The following is a 17,564-nucleotide window of genomic DNA, read 5'->3' as shown; positions in this document are numbered from 1 at the left end:
ATTCCCACAACACATATATGCGGGAAGTCACTTACATTTCAGTATGTCACGGATGGCGCTGGTCGAAAACGTGGTCGCCATGCTCGAGGACGCCGGCTTCCTCGTCAGCGACCGGTGTGCCGTCCGTCCGAAGAGTTTCGATCTCGCAGCGCGGCGGGGCGAGGACCTCCTGCTTTTGAAGGTTCTGGGCAACGTCGACGCGCTGGACGCCGGTACGGGCGAGGAGATGCGGCGGCTCGGCGAGTACCTCGAGGCGACCCCGATCCTGCTCGGGCTCCGGACCCGAAACGAGGAGCTGAAACCGGGCGTGGTGTACTTCAGACACGGGGTACCGGTCATTCACCCCGACACTGCCTACGACCTGTTCGTCGAGGAGGTGCCGCCGCTGATCTACGCGGCGCCGGGCGGGTTGTACGTCAGCATCGACGGCGACGTGCTGTCAGACGAGCGGGAACAGCGCGGCTGGTCGCTGGGCAAGCTCGCCAAGGAGCTTGGCGTCTCCCGGCGGACCGTCTCGAAGTACGAGGACGGAATGAACGCCTCGATCGAGGTCGCCGCCGAGCTGGAGGACCTGTTCGACCGGCCCTTCTCGAACCCGGTAGACGTACTCGAGGGGGCCGAGGAGGTTCGCGACGCGGAGCCGACACCGGACGCCCCGGACGCGGACCCCGACGACCACCACGTGGTCGCGGTGCTGTCCCGCGCCGGATTCACGGTCCACCCGACGGAGCGGGCGCCGTTCAAAGCGGTCGGCGAGGACGTCGCCGAACAGCGGATGCGGGTGCTCACTGGCCACTCGGAGTTCACCAAAAGCGCCGAGAAGCGCGCCCGGCTGATGTCTTCGATCGGTCGGGTGACCCGGACACAGTCGGTGTACTTCACCGAGTCGGACGCCCGCAAGGAGTCCGTCGACGGCACGGCGCTGGTCTCGTGTGAGGAGCTTGCCGGGATGGACGACCCAGACGAGATCAGGGAGGTCATCCGCGAGCGGGGGACGGAACCAAAAGAAGCGTAACAACGCTTCCTCCACGGCGATGGATTTTGCCATCCCCAGATCGTTTCCTCGGTAGCGTCCCCCACGTCGTTCGTGACGATGACCTCGGTGCCACGGACGCGATATCTGTGAGCTGAAACGTCGGCTCTCAGGTCTTCAATCCGCTGCCAGTCAGCGGCACGACCACGTCGTCGTCGGGCGCCACGACGCCACGGCGCCGGTACTCCCGCAGCGCCGCAGGCGCCACTGCACACGTCGGCTCGGTATAAAAGCCCGCGGCGTGGAGCCGATCGAGTTCCTGCTCCGTGGCGGACCTGGTGATCGCGATCGCGTCGCCGTCGGTTTCGTCGATCGCCTCGAGGATCCGGTCCAGCTGGACCGGCTCGGAGATCTGGATGCCGTCGGCGACGTCGTTGTGTTCTCCATCGTCCGGTTCGGCGGCTCCCTCGCCGTGACGCTTTCGGACCACCGGCGCGACGCCGGCCGCCTGCGCGCCCAACAGTCGGGGGAGCCGGTCGATCCAGCCCGCCGCCTCGAGCCGTTTGAATCCGAGATACGCGCCCAAAAACAGCGTCCCGTGGCCGAGCGGGGTGACGACGGCGTCGGGAACGTTCCAGTCGCGCTGGAGGGCAACTTCGTAGGCGAACGTCGCCGCCCCCTCGAAGAAGGCGGGGTCGTAGGCGTGGCTCGCGTACCAGGCGTCGCCCGATTCGACCGCCCGGATGCAGGCGTCGGTGACGTCGCTGCGGGTTCCCTCCACGCGGACCGTCGTCGCTCCAGCGCGCTCGATCGCGCGGAGCTTCGACTGCTTTGTCGCCGCCGGGACGAAGATCTCGGCGTCGATCCCCGCCCGGGCGGCGTAGGTGGCGATTGCGGCGCCGGCGTTGCCCGAGGAGTCCTCGACGACTCGATCGACGCCCAGCTCCCGGGCCCGCGTCAGGATCGTCGTCGCCCCTCTATCCTTGAACGATCCCGTCGGAAACACGTACTCCAGTTTGAAGTCGGCGTTCCACGCGGGACGGTCCGTTCCCGTTTGCGGGGGCTGGCGGTCGGCGTCCACGAGCGGCGTCATTCCTTCCCCCAGGCTGACGCGATCTCTCGGGTCGTCGCCGATTGGGAGCAGCTCCGTGAAACTCCAGAGTCCCGAGCCTGTGTCGAACCCCCCCGAATCCGGCGGCTCATCGCTGAGGCCTGTGGGTTCCCAGTCGAACCGGAGCGGCGACCCGCAGCGACACCGCCACCGGTCCGGATAGCGTGTTCCGCACACGGGACAGATGAGGGATCTCGGCGTCGATGGCCCGGATCCGGATTCGGAGGAGTCACCACTCATCAGTACTCGTCGACGTCGGTACCCACCGAACAGACGTATTCGCCGGTCGCAACCTGGGGCAGGCGGCGACACCGCCAGAAGACGCCGTCGCTGTCGGCGGTCACTCGGGCTTTCTCTTCGCCGAACGGTCCCGTCACGCGAAACAGCACGTCGCCGGCGACCACTCGGTCGCCGAGGTCTTTCCGAAAGTGGATGAGTCCCCCGACCGGCGAACCGTACTGGTCGAATCCCCGCGCGCGAGTCTGGGGGTTCAGGTCGACGTTCCCCTCGATTAACCCGTAGTATCGCAACACGTTGAACATCCCCTCGACGCCCTTCTGGACGGAGGTTTCGTCCCACCCGACGCTGCCTCCCAGTTCGGGATCGATCGTCGGGATCCCCTCGTCGGGGGCGACCCGCGCGAGCTGTCCGTCCGGACCCTTCTGGTCGAAGACGTGGCCGCAGCCGAACACCTTCGCGAGCTGGAGGCAGTCGGCGTGCATCCGATGACGCCGGCCGCAGCGAACCCGGACCTCGTTTATCATCCGGCTCGTCGACCCCTGGTGGAGATCGATAATCAGATCCGCGTCCTTTGCGGCGTCGAACGTTGCGGCGGCGATGCGCTCGCTGGTCGAGCCGTGCTCGTCGCCCGGGTAGGTCCGGTTCAGCTTCGTGTCGTCGATCGGGTTGCGGTGTTTCCCGACCTGGAAGCCGAAATGGTTCACGATCCCGACCACGATGACTGTCCCGGACATCGATGCGGGGTCGAGCTGCGGGACGACCCGCGTCAACACGCCGAGCCCGTTTAGCTCGTCGCCGTCGCTTACGGCCTGCACGTACAGCGTCTTCCCGTCGGAGACGCCGTTCACAACACAGACCGGGAGCCCGACCGTGCTCCCGTCCCGCGCTTGCCCGACTTCGAGGCGGCCGATGTCGCGTTCGCCGGGTGCCGCGCTTGCGGTACCGAGGCTGATCGTCATTGGCCGATACTCGAACGCGAGAGCCTTTATCGGTTCGATCCGTCGTCGAGCGTCCCGCCCGGAGTCAATACTGCCCTCCAAACTATTATATAAACTGTCGAACTAGTCCGAACAAATGGTCTCCGGCGACCGCGAGGACGACACTGCCGCCGACGCTGCCGCCGCCGACGCTGCCGCTCCAGACGAGTCCGCCGACGAGGACGAAGAACTCTCCCGTCGGCTCCAGCAGATCAAACAGCGGGGCTGTAACGTGCTGGTGACGAAGAGCACGGGCGGTCCCGCAGTCGACCGGATCACCGCCCGGCTGCTCGGTTCACCTCGGGAGGAGCGGTACCGGATCCTCGTGATGATCCGCGACGACGTCGACGCGCTGGCCGTGAAGTTCCCCGGCGGCGTCTCGATTCTCGACGACGAGACGCATCTCGTCGACTACCGGGACGAGCTCGACGGCGACGATCCGACACCCGAGCAGTTCCCGCCGCCGGAGGGCGAAGATCCCCTCCCGAACCTCCGTGCGGAGCTGGAAAACAGGATGGCCGACTGCGTGGCGGGTCGGGACCTCGAGCCGGCACAGCTCCGGGTCGGCGTCGACTCGCTTGGCCCCCTGCTCGATCGATACCCCACGTCGACGGTTTCGGAGTTCGTCACTGACGTCACGAGTTCGGTTCGGGGGGCAGACGGGATGGGGCACTTCCACGTCGCGATGTCGGACGAGCGGGCACGGGAGCTCCCGTTCGCCTCCGCGTTCGACGCCCGGATCGAACTGCGGCAGATCCAGGCCCGCCCCGTGGCCCATCGCATCCACCTCCCCGAGTACGGCGCGAGCGACTGGATGTACGTGCGATGAAGGCCGCCCAACATCCGGCGTCGCGAACACACGGCGCCGTCGGGTACCGTATCTTATATCCATGGGCCGGCCGTCGGATCCGACGATGATCGATCTCCGCTCTGACACGGTCACGAAGCCCTCGGATCGGATGCGCGAGGCCGCCCGCGACGCCGACGTCGGCGACGACGTCTATCGCGACGACCCCACGGTGAACGAACTCGAGCGACGCGCGGCCGAACTCGTCGGTACGGAGGCGGCGCTGTACGTCCCGTCGGGAACGATGGGCAACCAGATCGCGATCCGGGTCCACACCGACCGCGGCGAGGAGCTCCTCCTCGAACAGGAGTCTCACATCCACCGATGGGAGGTTGGCGGCGCCGCGCAGCTGTCGGCTGTCCAGACGCGGCTCGTCGACGCCGGCGACCGGTGTGTTCCCACGCCAGAACAGGTGTGGGAGGCGTACGTCGAAGAGAGCCTCCACCGGCCCGGGACCGGGCTGCTCTGTCTGGAGAACACACACAACTATCGGGGCGGGATCGCCGTTCCGAAGGAGTTCGTCGACGCTGCAGCCGAGACCGCAGGCGAACTGGGGGTTCCGGTCCACCTCGACGGCGCGCGGTTATTCAACGCGGGCGTCGCCCTCGACACGCCGGCCGACGAGCTGGTCGAGAACGTGGATTCGGTGATGTTCTGTCTCTCGAAGGGGCTCGGCGCGCCGGTGGGTTCGATGCTCGCCGGCTCCAGGGAGTTCATCGCGGAGGCGCGCCGGATCCGCAAGCTGTTCGGCGGCGGGATGCGCCAGGCGGGCGTGATCGCCGCCCCCGGACTGGTCGCGCTCGAGAACGTCGATCGACTCGCCGACGACCACGAGAACGCCCGACTGCTCGCGAGCGAACTCGACGACCTCGAGGGACTCAGGTCTCCCGAACCCGAGACGAACGTCGTCGTCGTCGACTCGAGCGAGCTGGGAATGACCGCCGAGGAGTTCGTCGCCGCCTGCGAGAACGCGGGCGTCGGCGCCGGCGCCTTCGACGAGTACACGACCCGGCTCTGTACGCATCGCGACGTCTCCGGGGCCGACATCGAAGCTGCGGTCGAACGGATCGAGTCGATCGTGGAGTCGTTCGAGGCGTGAGGTGTTTCTCGTCGGTCGGAGTCCCGGGGCGGTTCGGCACCGTCACTCCTCGAAGGAGAACTCGAACCGCGCGCCGCCGTCCTCGCCGTCGGTTACCTCGACCGTCCAGCCGTGGGCCTCGGCGATCCGCTCGACGATCGCCAGCCCGAGGCCGGTGCCCTCCTCGTCGGTCGTGTAGCCGGATTCGAACACACGATCGCGTACGTCCTCCGAAATCCCCGACCCGTCGTCCTCCACGTAGAACCCCGGCGGGTCGGCCGACTCGCACGGGAGCGTTCCCACGCGGACGGTGACGGCTTTCCCTCCATGTTCGACAGCGTTGACAAACAGGTTCTCGAACAGCTCGACCGCGCGTGCCTCGTCGACCGAGACCGAACAGCCCGAATCGAACTCCAGGGTCGCCCCGTTGTCGGCGACGTTCGCCCACGCCCGTCTCGCGACGGCTTCCAGTTCCGTCTCTTCAAGTTCGCCGACGAGTCGACCCTCTCGGGCTAGCTGGAGTAGATCCTCGAGGAACTCCTGCATGTCGTCCAGCGCCCTGGTGGCCCGGTCGAAGTGGTCGTCGTCTCCGGTCTCGCGGGCGAGTTCGAGAAAGCCCGTCGCCACCGAAAGCGGGTTCCGGAGGTCGTGTGAAATGATCGAGGCGAACTCGTCGAGCCGCTCGTTTTGCTTTCGGAGCATCTCCTCGCGTTCCTGCTGTTCGGTGATGTCGGTGTAGATGGCGTATCCGGAGACGTTGTGGGAGTCGAGCTCCAGCGGGATCACCTGGAGGATGAAGTGACGTGGTCCGTCGGCAGTCCGGCGAATAACTTCCGCGGAGACGTTCTTACCCTCGCGAAGTCGGCGATTGAACTGCTCGCCCCGTTCGCGTTCCTCGTCGTCTTCCGGCAGGAGGTACTCGTCGACGTTCTCCCCGACGATCGTTTCGCTTTCGTACTCGAACACCTCCTCGAAGGCCGCGTTGACCCGTCGGACGATCGGGTTGCCGTCGACCAGCTCGAAATCGATCGCCGGATCGGGCACGTTCTCGAACAGCGACTGGAGCCGGTCGCGCTCGGTTCGCAACTCGGCGGTGGTTTCGATCCGCGCGAGCGTCTCGCCGGCGTGGGCCGCGAGAAGCTCGGCCAACTCGAGATCTCGCTCGTCGAAGGCGGCCGGATCGGTGGACACCGCCTGAAAGACGCCGTGATCCCCGATCGGAACGCTGAGCCCGGAGCGGAACTCCGACTTCGAGGGGTTGGCGTCGTGTTCGGTATCCACCTCGTCGACGAGCCGGGATTTTCCGGTTCGGAACGACCAGCCCCCGATCCCTTCGTCGACCGACATGGGTCTGGCGTCGCCGATCTCGGTATCCCCCGACTGCGCCACCGGAACGAGCACGCCGTCCCGGTGGCGCATTGCGGCAGATCGATCGAACTCCAGCACGCGCTCGGCGATGTCGACGGTTTGCTCGAACGCTTCCTGGGGCTCTCGAAGCGACGCGAACTCTGTGACGCCCTTGTGGAGTTCGGTGACTCGTCGTTCGTGTTCCTCGCGGGTCCGTTCGACATCGGACAACGCGGCGCGCACCGATTCGACGACCGATTCCGGCGAGCGAAATGCGTCGGCGTCCCGAACGGAGGTGACGCCGTCACAGTCCGCCGGATCGGTCCCGGATTCGACCGCAGCCGCGCCCCGCGTCGTCGGAGCGTCCCCGCAGACGACGGTCGGAACCGACGTCGGCGACGTCGCGGCCCACGCCCGGCTCAGCGGATCACAGCAGACCAGACAGTCCGCGTCCGGTGAGCCGTCGACCTCGCCGGGATGTCTGACTGCGACGCTCCACTCCCTGGCGAGCGCCCCGATCAGGCTGTCGGACGGGCCGTCCTCGGCGAGTACGAGGACGCGTCGTGTGTTTCTCACGCGATATCGGTCCGTTATTGTAGAAAGAGCGGCAACGAATATAAATATTCGTCTCCAGTTATCAGATATGTGAATAATGGTAGCATGAAGGGATTTTTGACATTCACATTTGATATCGTAGGATATTTCTATATTTTAATCAGTGAAAAAATACTCGGACACCAACTTCCAAGAGCCGGCGGGTCCCAGAGTGATCATGAACGACACTCCCGGGGGCGGCGACGAACGGGCGTTCGACGGGGAAGCGGCACATGGGGAACTCGTTTCACTCGCCCGTCGGCTCGTCGAGATACCGAGCCACGACGACGAGACAGCGGCGGGGGATGCGATCGAGCGCTGGCTCCGGGGGGAGACCGGGGCCGTCGTCGAACGCGACGGAGCCGGCAACGTTCTGGCTCGTCGGACGCCTCCCGGCGTCCCCGCAGACGACATCCGGAACGACGAGCGACCGACGTTCGCGCTGGTGGGGCACCACGACGTCGTCCCGCCGGCCCAGTCGCAGGTGGCGGCGGGGACCGTCGAAAGCGCCGACAGCTACGCCGTCGACCGACGCGACGGGCGACTGTACGGCCGGGGGACGGCCGACATGAAGGGCGCAGTCGCCGCCTGTCTGCTCGCGTTCCGGGACGCCGACCTCGGTGGAGACGGGGCGGGCGCCGGGGGCGAAGCTCCGGACCTCGCGTTCGCGTCGTTCGTCGGCGAGGAGACGGGCGGCGAGGGCGCGCGTGCCGCGATCGACGACGGGTTCGTTCCCGACTACGCGCTGGTGGCCGAGGGATCGACGAACTACTCGAAGGCGGGAGTCACCGACGTCGCAGTCGCCCACAAGGGACGACGGGCGAGCAGACTCCTCGCCCGGGGAACGGCCGCTCACGCGAGTGAACCCGACCGGGGCGAAAACGCGATCTACCGGGCGAGCGACGCGGTCGATGTCGTCCGCGAGTTGCCGTTCCCGCAGGCGGAGGTGCTCGGCGAGCGGCTGCAGGCGACTCTTGCGGTCACCGAGATCGACGGCGGGAGTGCCTGGAACGTGATCCCCGAACGCTGTGAGATCACCGTCGACGAGCGGACAGTCCCCGGCAAGCGGGCCGACCTCGAACGTGCGACCGAACTCCCGGGCGTCGATCTCGAGATCGACCAGGACCTCCCGCCGATGGCGTGTTCCGACGACGCGTTCGCAGAGCAGATCCTCGAGGCCGCCCGAACGGCCCAGACGGGAACGCCCGAACACGTCACCAAACCCCACGCCACCGACGCCGGGTGGCTCGCCGCTGCAGGGACGGCCTGCGTCGTCTGTGGCCCCGCCGAACCCGGGGAGGCTCACACCGACACCGAGAGCGTCTCGATCGACGTCCTCGAGCGATGTTACCGGATTTATCGAGGGGCTGCAGAGCGCGTCAGTCGAGAGTCGGGAGAGACGTAAGCCGGCAATCCGTCAGGGAAAGCAGTCCGTTCTTTACTGCGGAGGATAATGCGCCTGCATGGCAACCGAAGCCACATCGACAGACGCCCCGGAAGCCTACGAGACGCTTCTGGATCGCTACGAGCGTATCTCGTATCTCGGTACCGCCAGCGGCGTCCTCTCGTGGGACCAGCAGGTGATGATGCCCGAGGATGGGACCCCCGCCCGCTCGAAGCAGCTGTCCACGCTGGCGTCGCTGCGCCACGAGCTGCTCACCGACGACGAGATCGGCTCCCTGCTGTCGGAGCTCGAGGACGCCGATCTGGGCGACAAACAGGCTGCAAGCGTCAGGGAGATCCGCCGGGAACACGAGCGCGCCGACGCGGTCCCCCGCGAGCTCGTCGAGGAGATCTCCGAGACCTCCTCCGAGGCATTGCCTGCCTGGGAGGAGGCGAAGGAAAACGACGACTTCGAGACGTTCGAGCCGTATCTCGAGAAGCACGTCGACCTGAAGCGGGAGTACGCCGAACACATCGATCCCGACCGGGACCCCTACGAGGTGCTCTTCGAGGATTACGAACCGTGGCTGTCCTTCGAACGGGCCGAAGAAATCCTCGCGGAGCTCCGGGAGACGCTGGTGCCGATGATCGACGCGATCCGTGAATCGGACGCCGACCTGGCGACCGACACCTTCGAGGGCGAGTGGGACGCCGACGTGCAGGAGGAGCTCTCGCGGGAGATTCTCTCGACAATCGGCTACGACTGGGATCGGGGTCGGCTCGACACCTCCTCGCACCCGTTCACGTCGGGCAACCAGTTCGACTGTCGGGTCACCACCCGGTTCGACGAGTCCGATCCGGTGGGCGCGATGACTTCGACGATCCACGAGTTCGGTCACGCCCAGTACAACCTCGGGCTCCCGCAAGGGGAGTTCGGCACGCCGCTGGGCGAGTCGCGGGACCTCTCGGTCCACGAATCGCAGTCGCGGCTCTGGGAGAACCACGTTGGGCGGTCCCGGCCGTTCTGGGAGCTCCTGACGCCGATCGTGAAAGACCACTTCCCCGAGTTCGACGGCACGCCGCGGGAGGCGTACGAGGCGGCAAACCAGGTGTACGAGGACAACCTCATCCGGGTCGAGGCCGACGAACTCACCTACCACCTCCACATCGTGATCCGGTTCGAGATCGAGCGCGACCTCGTCCGGGGGGACCTCGAGGTCGCCGACGTCCCCGAGGTGTGGAACGACAAGTACGAGGAGTATCTCGGCATCCGGCCGGAAACGGATTCGGAGGGTTGTCTGCAGGACATCCACTGGAGCCACGGCAACTTCGGCTACTTCCCGACCTACTCGCTGGGATCGGTGATGGCCGCCCAGCTGTTTTCCGCCGCCGACGAAGAGATCGACGACCTGGAGGGGAAGATCCGCGAGGGAGAGTTCGGGCCGCTCCACGAGTGGCTCTCGGAGAACGTCCACGCTCACGGCAAGCAGTACCGGACGAACGACCTCGTAGTTCGGGCCACCGGCGAGGACTTCGTCGCCGATCACTTCACCGAGTACGTCGAAGAAAAGTACGGCGAGTTGTACGGACTCTAGTCTTCTCCCTGCAACTGCTTGAGCACCTCTCCGGCGACCTCCCTGTCGGCGGCGACGAGATACCGCCGGCCGCCGACCAGCTTCGTGGAGTGCTGGACGGTGACGTCGCCGTCGGACTGGGAGATGACCACCGATCCCTCCGGAAGCGCGTCGGCGACGACCTCGCCGGCCGCCGGCGCCTCGTAGTCGACCCGGACGTCGAACACCTCGATGTCGCCGGTGACCCCTTCGAGGGTCCGGATGTCGCTACCTGCGAGGGCGTTGACCGCCGCCTTGATGCTGGCACGTTCCGGGAAGAAGACGTCGTCGACGTACTCGGTGTACTCGTCGCCGTCCTCGTCGGCGATCCGGGCGACGGTTCGGATGTCCGGATACAGTTGCTTTGCGGCCATGCAGATCGCGAGGTTCGTGTCGCCCCGATCGGTCAGCGCGCCGAGCCTGGTCGTCTCGTCGGTCACCGCCTGCCGGAGTATCGACGGCCGGGTGGCATCGCCCTCGATGTACTCGATGCCGTCTTCAGTCTCGGAAACGCCGTCCAGATTCCGTTCGATCACTGTGACTTCCACTCCGCCGTCCGCGAAGCGAGACGCGACGCGTCGACCGACGCGACCGCCCCCCGCGATGACAATGTGCCCCGTTTCGGACATGTGACACAGGTCGGTACAGCACCTAATAAGCGTGTTCCCTCCGTCAGTTCTGAGCGGTGTTCGGCTCCGGGTGGAGCAGAACGGCTACGACTCGGCTGCGGCCTCCCGCACCCACTCGTCGGGAAGCTCCGAATCCGGCGGCAGGTTCTCGGTGTCGTACTCCGACAGCTGGAACGACACTGTGGTGTGATCGCACATCATGATCAACTGCCCCGGCGGATCCTTCTCGACGACGGTTACACCGTCCGCACAGGCGTCGCCACAGGTTTGACAGTCCAGACGTTCGGTCGACATACGGGTACACAACGGCCTGATGTGGTATAAACCCTCATGGTTGTTGATATCGAATCACTCGCCATCGTGTGCTGTCAGGTGTCGTGTCGACCGTCGTTCGCCTTCCGGACGTTCCAGTAGGCGGCTTTGATCTTCTGGAGGTTCTCGTACGGTTCGAGCGATCCCTCGAGATAGTCCAGCTCTCCCGTGTCCAGTTCGGTGGCTTCGAGCCGGGTCAATTCCGTCCGGGCCCGTTCCAGCTGCGGCACTCCGGTGTACCCCTCGGAGCTCCACAGCCCCGGGAACGCGGCCGCGAGCACGCTCTGTCCGATCTCAATCCGACAGTCGGAGACGGGGGCTGCGACACAAAGGAGGACGAACCCGCTTCGACGGAGCCGATCCGTGAGCGCCTCGGGCTCTGTTCGGTAGCTCACTTCGCCCGCCAGCAGTCGGCCCGTGCAGCTCACACACTTGCCTTCCCGGCAGCCGTGACGCATGTCGATCGCGTTCCGGTCGGCGATCTCCAAAAGCGAGCGATCGCCCCCCGTTTCGACGACGTCGTCGGAGCCGTCGTCGCGGACGAACTCGACGCGGTATGGCGGCTGCGATCCTCCCTTCTCGTCTGCCATGAACGTACACGGGAATCGGACCGAATAAAACCACCGAGGCGAACGCGTCGGTCACCCCACTGTTTGGGAAACGAGCTTTCGTTCGGCCGACTTCAATCGCTGCGAGATGGTTGACTTGGACACGTCAAACTCCTCGGAGATCTCATCGAGTCCGACGTCACGAGGCTGTTCGTAGTAGCCCTGTTCGATCCCCCATTCGAGGGTTTCCCGCTCGAGATCGGTGAGTACCGAGACGTTGACCGTCTCGAGGTCACAGATGTCGTCGTCCTGCTGTTCGAGAAGGGAGAGGTGCTGGACCTCGACGCTACCGATCTCCGAGAGCTCCCCGACGAGATCCATGAATGTCAATCGGTCCGGGGGAAACGTTTCGAGAATCACCGCGTCTCCCGTTTTGTCGAGGATCGACGGAACTGCATCGTAGTCGGCGAACGAGGTGCAGAAACACTGTTCTTCGTCGACTTCGGTCCTCGTGTGCAACACCGCGCTTTCGTCGGTGCCTTTCGGTGTCGCCTTGCAAATCACGTGGCAAACCCCGTCTACAGTCGTCTGTTCGACATCGGCGACGCACGAACAGGCCTCGGTGAACGGACACGGGTGTCCTTCCGGGAGTGAAAGCGAAAGACGGGCACGCAGATCCCGGGATCTACTCAGCAGTTTGCTGATCGAGGCACTCATATATGAGAGTTATCTATCATTTGAGTATAAGGCTGCGACTGTCCTCACTGTGTGAAAATCCTGCGGGGCTCGGTTCCCGGGGGAGGCTCTCGGAGACGATCCGGCACGATCCGGACGCTTTACCTTCGGGCCGGCGGTATCGGGGTGTATGCTCATCACCGACGCGGCGCTCGTCGACGGCCGGGTCCGGGACGTCCGGGTCGAGGGCGAACGGATCTCGGCGGTCGAACGGGGGTTGACGCCCGACAGCGACGAGCGGGTGATCCCGGCGGACGGCCGCCTGCTGTTTCCGGGAGCGATCGACGTCCACGTCCACTTCCGGGAGCCGGGTTTCCCGCACAAGGAAACCTGGGAGACGGGCTCGCGGTCGGCCGCCGCCGGGGGCGTCACCACCGTGGTCGACCAGCCCAACACCGACCCGGCGACGACGACCGGCGCGGGGTTCGACGCGAAGGCAACCCTTGCGGAGGCGTCGCTGGTCGATTACGGCATCAACGGCGGCGTCACGCCCGACTGGGAACCCGATGTGCTGTTCGACCGCCCGATATTCGCACTCGGGGAGGTGTTCCTGGCCGACTCGACGGGCGAGATGGGGATCGACGCCGAACTCTTCGCGGAGGCGGTCGATCGCGCCCGCGACGCCGGCGCGACCGTCACCGTCCACGCCGAGAACGCGGACCTGTTCGACGAAGCAGCGATCGAGTCGCTCGAAGACGACAGCGACGCCGACAGTCCTCCCTCGAGCCCAACCGGCCGGTCGGCCCCCGCCGACGCCTGGAGCGCCTACAGGACCGCGGAGGCGGAGATCGACGCGATCGAGCGCGCGGTCGCGGTCGCAAACGACGCCGATGCTCCAGTTCACGTCGCCCACACTTCCACGCCCGAAGGGGTCGACGCCGCCGTCGACGCCGGTGCGACCTGCGAGGTCACCCCTCACCACCTGTTTCTCTCCCGCGAGGATCTCCCTCGGCTGGGGACGTTCGGCCGGATGAACCCTCCGTTGCGGTCGGAGGACCGGCGGGCGGCACTGTTCGAGCGTGTCGCCGACGGGACGGTCGACGTGATCGCGACCGACCACGCCCCACACACCGTCGAGGAGAAAGAACAACCCCTCCTCGAGGCACCGAGCGGGGTTCCGGGCGTGGAAACGATGCTGCCGTTGCTTCTGGAAACCGTTCGTCAGGGACGGCTCGAACCCGAACGCGTCCGGGACCTCGTGGCGGCCACTCCCGCGAAGCTGTTCGATCTCCCGCAGAAGGGGAAAGTCGAGCCGGGTCGGGACGCGGATCTGGTGCTCGTCGATCCCGACCGCCCGCGTGAGACCCAGGCCGGCGGGCTCCACTCGAAGGCCGGCTGGACCCCGTTCGAAGGGTTGTGGGGGGTGTTCCCGGAACTCACCATGGTTCGGGGGACTGTCGTGTACACCCGGGATCCCGAAACCGGTGCGGAGACGTTCGGCCCGGCCGTCGGCGAGAACGTCAGACCCGAGGAGTGATCGACCGTGACGCTCGATCCCATCCACGTCGACAACATCGCCCGGCTGGCGAGCGCGATCGCCGAGGACGTCGACGACACCGACCACGACGACCTCGCAGCCACGGTGTGGGCCGAGTGGCTCTCCCCGCTGCGCCGGGGCGGACGGGTCGTCTGTGAACCCGTCGACGAGCAGGAACTCCGCGCGGTGCCGATCGACGACGCGGCGCTTGCAGACCGTCCTTTCGAGCCGGTCCACGGGCTGGACTCGGGGACGATCAATCCAACTACCTTCAAGAACGGGCTGGTGCTCGACGTGGCGCAGGCGGCGATGGCCTCGACGCCAAGCGACCTCGATCTGCACCGCTCGCGGAGCCTCGTCGCGACGGTCCACACTGCGGACACGACCGTCGATCACGACCTTGACTGGGTGACCTACGACGGGGGGTACAGCCGGCGACGGGTGTTGCACGTCCCGAAGGTGAACCGGTACGCCGAAGGGGTGGTCCACGCGCTGGCGCTGTATCTGGCCGAAAGTGATCACGCGTTAACCCACGCGAACACGGTCACCGACCTCCTGATACTCGACGGTCCGATCTACCCGAAGGAGCTGCTCACCTGGGAGGACCGCGATCCCGAACTCGGCGAACTCGCCCGGGAGGCCAAACCCCGGGCCGTGGTGGAGAACTACGTCCGGCTGGTCGAGGGGTTCCTCGAGCGGGACGTCCCGCTCGTCGGCTTCGTGAAGAACCCGAGCAGCCGCAGGATCGTTCGAACGCTCTCGGGAAAGGGGGTCGAGGCGCCGTGGGCCGACGACGCCGGCTTCTTCACCCGGCTGCTGGAGCGACGGACGGACGGCCAACGGGACCGGGACGCGCTCACGTTTACCAGCTGGTTCCGGTCGCGGGACGGGGCCGACGAGGCGTTCGCAACCGACGGCGACGCGCTCGGCATCGACCGCCGGCTCCCGGCGGACGCGTACGAGGTTACGTTTTTCGTGCTGTATGACCCCCGTTACGACGTCCTGTACAAGGTCGAGGCGCCGGCGGCGTTCACGCGAGACCCCGATATTCGGGCGGCGCTCACCGATCAGATCGTCGGGGACGTCGCTGCCGCCGGGGGACCGCCGCAGGCAGTGGCGAAGGCGGACGAACTCGCTCGGGTCAGCGCCAGCGAGAAGGTCGCACTCCGGCGGAAGTTCGAAGAACAGTTCGACAGCGAGCAGCTCCACACGTACGATGACGTCCGGTGGGACCTCACGGAGTTTTAATTCGGCCTACCGTCCGGTGGGACGTCACGGAGTTTAATTCGGCCTACCGGGGGCGCGGTTCGAACGGGCGCGTGGCAACCGACTCGATGCGGCGAACCCTGCGAGACTCGCGGTAGCGTCGGTACAGCAGCGGAACGAATGCTAGGAGGAGCAACCATGCAAACGTGGCGAGATACCACAACCCGGTCACTGTCTCCCGTCCTCGCACGTTCGTTCCCGGCACGTAGCCGTACTGCAGGTGTGCTCCGACGAACAGCGGCCAGAGCAGGAACAGGAGAACGGCTGCACTTCCAAGGACGAGCACCGGGAAAAACACCACGACGAATATCAGTGACCCGATACCGACGGCTCCGGATTCGAGAAGCTCGCGAACGCCACCCGTTTGCCTCGCTCGGTGATTTGCCCCCGTGTTGTCGACATCAGAATACATAATACATATTATACTTTAATGTATATGAAGCTTTCTCCGATGTGTGCGACGACCGCGGCCACATCGTGGCGGAACGCCCCCACTGTGCTCAGAACGCGGTCACATCGGGACGGAAGGCCGCGACGGATGGGGGCCTGATGAGATACCGTGGCCGTTCCGGGATGTTTTGTCGTCGCCCGTCGAACAGAGAGGCATGAACCTTACCGGAATCGACCATTTCGTACTCACCGTCGAAGACGTCGAGTCGACGTGTGCGTTCTACGAGGATCTGGGTGCCGACGTCGTGACCTTCGACGAGGATCGCAAAGCGGTCCGGATCGGCGAACAGAAGATCAATATCCACCCGGTCGACACCGATATCGATCTCGTCGCCGACACCCCGACCGTCGGCGGCGGCGATCTCTGTCTCATAACCGAGATGTCGATATCGGACATCGAAACGCAATTGCGTGAACTCGACATCGAGATCCTCGCTGGTCCGGTCGAACGAACGGGGGCCGTCGGACAGATCACGTCAGTATACTGTAGAGATCCAGCCGGGAACCTCGTCGAGATCGGGACGTACGACAACAGTTGAAGGGCCATTTTATCCTTCGCGGGTGAGGGAATCGCCGACACTGTTCCCGACGTGTCTTCAGCCCGATCAACTCACTCGAAAATCGAACGATCGGCTCGGTCGAGACCGACGAAGCTACGCCGCTGTCGAGAGGAATCTGAATCCGCCGTACTGTTTCGACAGGTACGGTCCCACCGTCAATACGAGTAGCCAGACGAACGTCACCAGGTACCACATCGTACTTACGGGCTCGTTCCCGCTCAGTCCGGATCCGGGCAAGTATCCGTACTCCAGGAACGCGCCCAGAAACAGGGGCCAGGTCAGAAACACCAGTACTGCACCGCTTCCCAGCACGAGTACCGGGAAAAACACCACCACGAACAGGAGCGTTCCGATCCCAACCATTCCCGACTTGATGGTGCCCATGCCCGCACTGAACCGCCCGTTCCCCTCCGGGGAGGGGTCCTCGGTCGACTGATCGCTCATTAGTTACTACCGACGACAGGCGGACACATAAGATTTCCCGAGACCGTGCGCCGGCGATCGGCGGCCTCGGTCGGGTCCGCGACTGACCGCTGGCGAGCGGCAGGTATTATACCCCTTCCGGTCGACTCCCCCTGTGTGCAGGAGACGGTTCTCATCACCGGCTGTTCGTCGGGGATCGGGCGAGCGACGGCGATCGCGTTCCTCGAGGAGGGGTGGACTGTGTACGCGACGGCACGCAATCCGGCCGACATCGAGACGCTCGGGGAACGGGGATGCGAGCTCGCGACGCTCGACGTCACCGACGACGAGGACGTCGACCGCGTCGTAAACCGGATACTCGACGAGGAGGGTCGAATCGACTGTCTGGTAAACAACGCCGGCTACGCCCAGTTCGGCCCCATCGAGGACGTCACTGTCGAGGATGCCAGGCGTCAGTACGAGGTCAACGTTCACGGTGTCCACCGGCTGTGTCGTGCGGTTTTGCCCCACATGCGCCGGGAGGGCGACGGCACGATAATCAACGTCTCGAGCGTGTCGGGGCGACTGTCGTACCCGATCGGGGGGATCTACGCCGGATCGAAGTTCGCCCTCGAGGCGATGAGCGACGCGCTCAGAAACGAGGTCCGGGCTCACGGGATCGACGTCGTCGTGATCCAGCCCGGTCCGGTCGAAACCCAGTTCGGTCGCCGCGCCGACGATGAGATCGCCCGGCTCGACCGGACCGAGGCGTACGAACCCTTCTATGCGATCTGGGAGGACACCGGGCTGCTCGGCGGCGAGAGTCCGGGTGCCGTCTCGCCGGCGCGGATCGCCGAGGACGTCGTAAACGCCGCCAGCGCGACGAAACCCCGTGCGCGGTATCCGGTCGGCCCGGTCGCGCAGGGGACGCTGCTCGCGCGGTTCCTCCCGGACACCGTCCGCGATCGTCTCACCGAGCTGGTCGTCCGACTTGTGGGATAAGAGTAAGCCAGCTCCGGGTG

At 65.6% G+C, this 17,564-nt stretch carries 18 protein-coding genes; 9 read left to right on the top strand and 9 right to left on the bottom strand.

Annotation, left to right across the window (positions count from 1 at the left end):
* The first annotated feature begins 43 nt into the window (after positions 1–43).
* On the top strand, positions 44–1,015 hold the full coding sequence (locus AArcSl_RS04350) for a transcriptional regulator (protein ID WP_119815535.1): 972 nt from the start codon (positions 44–46) through the stop codon (positions 1,013–1,015).
* A gap of 127 nt (positions 1,016–1,142) precedes the next feature.
* On the opposite strand, the gene AArcSl_RS04345 is transcribed toward AArcSl_RS04350, so the two are convergent.
* Positions 1,143–2,324, bottom strand: coding sequence for a pyridoxal-phosphate dependent enzyme (locus AArcSl_RS04345; protein WP_119815532.1), 1,182 nt, complete (start codon positions 2,322–2,324; stop codon positions 1,143–1,145).
* Positions 2,324–3,283 (bottom strand): succinylglutamate desuccinylase/aspartoacylase family protein, encoded by a 960-nt coding sequence (locus tag AArcSl_RS04340; protein WP_119821724.1) that lies wholly within the window; start codon positions 3,281–3,283, stop codon positions 2,324–2,326. The genes AArcSl_RS04345 and AArcSl_RS04340 overlap by 1 nt, the downstream gene beginning before the upstream one ends.
* A gap of 115 nt (positions 3,284–3,398) precedes the next feature.
* On the opposite strand from AArcSl_RS04340, the gene AArcSl_RS04335 reads away from it, so the two are divergent.
* Positions 3,399–4,130: a DUF7504 family protein gene (locus tag AArcSl_RS04335; protein ID WP_119815529.1), complete on the top strand. Its 732-nt coding sequence runs from the start codon at positions 3,399–3,401 to the stop codon at positions 4,128–4,130.
* A gap of 85 nt (positions 4,131–4,215) precedes the next feature.
* A complete protein-coding gene (locus tag AArcSl_RS04330; RefSeq protein WP_119821722.1) occupies positions 4,216–5,247 on the top strand; it encodes a threonine aldolase family protein in 1,032 nt (343 codons plus the stop codon).
* A 42-nt stretch (positions 5,248–5,289) separates the two neighbouring features.
* Here the strand turns inward: AArcSl_RS04330 and AArcSl_RS04325 are convergent, their stop codons facing one another.
* Positions 5,290–7,149, bottom strand: coding sequence for a GAF domain-containing sensor histidine kinase (locus tag AArcSl_RS04325; RefSeq protein WP_119815525.1), 1,860 nt, complete (start codon positions 7,147–7,149; stop codon positions 5,290–5,292).
* A 196-nt stretch (positions 7,150–7,345) separates the two neighbouring features.
* Between AArcSl_RS04325 and AArcSl_RS04320 the strand changes: the two genes are divergently transcribed.
* Positions 7,346–8,572, top strand: a complete 1,227-nt coding sequence (locus AArcSl_RS04320) for a M20 family metallopeptidase (protein WP_119821720.1) — start codon at positions 7,346–7,348, stop codon at positions 8,570–8,572.
* Between the two features lie 58 nt (positions 8,573–8,630).
* A complete protein-coding gene (locus AArcSl_RS04315) occupies positions 8,631–10,145 on the top strand; it encodes a carboxypeptidase M32 (RefSeq protein ID WP_119815522.1) in 1,515 nt (504 codons plus the stop codon).
* On the opposite strand, the gene AArcSl_RS04310 is transcribed toward AArcSl_RS04315, so the two are convergent.
* The 4 genes from AArcSl_RS04310 to AArcSl_RS04295 form a co-directional block, all read right to left on the bottom strand.
* Complete coding sequence (locus AArcSl_RS04310) at positions 10,142–10,792, bottom strand: potassium channel family protein (RefSeq protein ID WP_119815519.1); 651 nt, start codon at positions 10,790–10,792, stop codon at positions 10,142–10,144. The two genes, AArcSl_RS04315 and AArcSl_RS04310, sit on opposite strands and share 4 nt — an antisense overlap.
* An 84-nt stretch (positions 10,793–10,876) precedes the next feature.
* Entirely contained in the window at positions 10,877–11,086 is a 210-nt protein-coding gene (locus AArcSl_RS04305) for a hypothetical protein (RefSeq protein WP_119815516.1), read from the bottom strand.
* A 74-nt stretch (positions 11,087–11,160) separates the two neighbouring features.
* Complete coding sequence (locus AArcSl_RS04300) at positions 11,161–11,694, bottom strand: 2Fe-2S iron-sulfur cluster-binding protein (protein WP_119815513.1); 534 nt, start codon at positions 11,692–11,694, stop codon at positions 11,161–11,163.
* A 51-nt stretch (positions 11,695–11,745) separates the two neighbouring features.
* Positions 11,746–12,369, bottom strand: a complete 624-nt coding sequence (locus AArcSl_RS04295) for a helix-turn-helix domain-containing protein (protein WP_119815510.1) — start codon at positions 12,367–12,369, stop codon at positions 11,746–11,748.
* 148 nt (positions 12,370–12,517) lie between these two features.
* On the opposite strand from AArcSl_RS04295, the gene AArcSl_RS04290 reads away from it, so the two are divergent.
* Together AArcSl_RS04290 and AArcSl_RS04285 are read left to right on the top strand one after the other, a co-directional pair.
* Positions 12,518–13,864: a dihydroorotase gene (locus AArcSl_RS04290; RefSeq protein ID WP_119815507.1), complete on the top strand. Its 1,347-nt coding sequence runs from the start codon at positions 12,518–12,520 to the stop codon at positions 13,862–13,864.
* A gap of 6 nt (positions 13,865–13,870) precedes the next feature.
* The gene (locus AArcSl_RS04285; protein ID WP_119815505.1) at positions 13,871–15,112 is read left to right on the top strand and encodes a DNA double-strand break repair nuclease NurA; all 1,242 of its coding nucleotides are present in this window, start codon (positions 13,871–13,873) and stop codon (positions 15,110–15,112) included.
* Positions 15,113–15,155: 43 nt separating this feature from the next.
* Here the strand turns inward: AArcSl_RS04285 and AArcSl_RS04280 are convergent, their stop codons facing one another.
* Positions 15,156–15,542, bottom strand: a complete 387-nt coding sequence (locus tag AArcSl_RS04280) for a hypothetical protein (protein ID WP_119815502.1) — start codon at positions 15,540–15,542, stop codon at positions 15,156–15,158.
* Positions 15,543–15,735: 193 nt separating this feature from the next.
* On the opposite strand from AArcSl_RS04280, the gene AArcSl_RS04275 reads away from it, so the two are divergent.
* The gene (locus AArcSl_RS04275) at positions 15,736–16,119 is read left to right on the top strand and encodes a VOC family protein (protein ID WP_119815500.1); all 384 of its coding nucleotides are present in this window, start codon (positions 15,736–15,738) and stop codon (positions 16,117–16,119) included.
* Positions 16,120–16,233: 114 nt separating this feature from the next.
* On the opposite strand, the gene AArcSl_RS04270 is transcribed toward AArcSl_RS04275, so the two are convergent.
* A complete protein-coding gene (locus AArcSl_RS04270; protein WP_119815497.1) occupies positions 16,234–16,584 on the bottom strand; it encodes a hypothetical protein in 351 nt (116 codons plus the stop codon).
* 135 nt (positions 16,585–16,719) lie between these two features.
* Between AArcSl_RS04270 and AArcSl_RS04265 the strand changes: the two genes are divergently transcribed.
* Positions 16,720–17,544: an SDR family oxidoreductase gene (locus tag AArcSl_RS04265; protein WP_119815494.1), complete on the top strand. Its 825-nt coding sequence runs from the start codon at positions 16,720–16,722 to the stop codon at positions 17,542–17,544.
* The last annotated feature ends 20 nt before the right edge of the window (positions 17,545–17,564 follow it).

The sequence above is a fragment of the Halalkaliarchaeum desulfuricum genome (assembly GCF_002952775.1).
GTDB classification, from domain to species: domain Archaea; phylum Halobacteriota; class Halobacteria; order Halobacteriales; family Haloferacaceae; genus Halalkaliarchaeum; species Halalkaliarchaeum desulfuricum.
This window is presented reverse-complemented; position numbering and strand designations above follow the sequence as displayed.

What these genes read in the sequence shown, in the direction of transcription:
- AArcSl_RS04345 (WP_119815532.1), bottom strand. Translation starts at nt 2,324, where the DNA reads ATGAGTGGTGACTCCTCCGAATCCGGATCCGGGCCATCGACGCCGAGA.
- AArcSl_RS04280 (WP_119815502.1), bottom strand. Translation starts at nt 15,542, where the DNA reads ATGTATTCTGATGTCGACAACACGGGGGCAAATCACCGAGCGAGGCAA.
- AArcSl_RS04330 (WP_119821722.1), top strand. Translation starts at nt 4,216, where the DNA reads ATGATCGATCTCCGCTCTGACACGGTCACGAAGCCCTCGGATCGGATG.
- AArcSl_RS04335 (WP_119815529.1), top strand. Translation starts at nt 3,399, where the DNA reads ATGGTCTCCGGCGACCGCGAGGACGACACTGCCGCCGACGCTGCCGCC.
- AArcSl_RS04275 (WP_119815500.1), top strand. Translation starts at nt 15,736, where the DNA reads ATGAACCTTACCGGAATCGACCATTTCGTACTCACCGTCGAAGACGTC.
- AArcSl_RS04270 (WP_119815497.1), bottom strand. Translation starts at nt 16,584, where the DNA reads ATGAGCGATCAGTCGACCGAGGACCCCTCCCCGGAGGGGAACGGGCGG.
- AArcSl_RS04300 (WP_119815513.1), bottom strand. Translation starts at nt 11,694, where the DNA reads ATGGCAGACGAGAAGGGAGGATCGCAGCCGCCATACCGCGTCGAGTTC.
- AArcSl_RS04340 (WP_119821724.1), bottom strand. Translation starts at nt 3,283, where the DNA reads ATGACGATCAGCCTCGGTACCGCAAGCGCGGCACCCGGCGAACGCGAC.
- AArcSl_RS04320 (WP_119821720.1), top strand. Translation starts at nt 7,346, where the DNA reads ATGAACGACACTCCCGGGGGCGGCGACGAACGGGCGTTCGACGGGGAA.
- AArcSl_RS04305 (WP_119815516.1), bottom strand. Translation starts at nt 11,086, where the DNA reads ATGTCGACCGAACGTCTGGACTGTCAAACCTGTGGCGACGCCTGTGCG.
- AArcSl_RS04310 (WP_119815519.1), bottom strand. Translation starts at nt 10,792, where the DNA reads ATGTCCGAAACGGGGCACATTGTCATCGCGGGGGGCGGTCGCGTCGGT.
- AArcSl_RS04295 (WP_119815510.1), bottom strand. Translation starts at nt 12,369, where the DNA reads ATGAGTGCCTCGATCAGCAAACTGCTGAGTAGATCCCGGGATCTGCGT.
- AArcSl_RS04315 (WP_119815522.1), top strand. Translation starts at nt 8,631, where the DNA reads ATGGCAACCGAAGCCACATCGACAGACGCCCCGGAAGCCTACGAGACG.
- AArcSl_RS04290 (WP_119815507.1), top strand. Translation starts at nt 12,518, where the DNA reads ATGCTCATCACCGACGCGGCGCTCGTCGACGGCCGGGTCCGGGACGTC.
- AArcSl_RS04350 (WP_119815535.1), top strand. Translation starts at nt 44, where the DNA reads ATGTCACGGATGGCGCTGGTCGAAAACGTGGTCGCCATGCTCGAGGAC.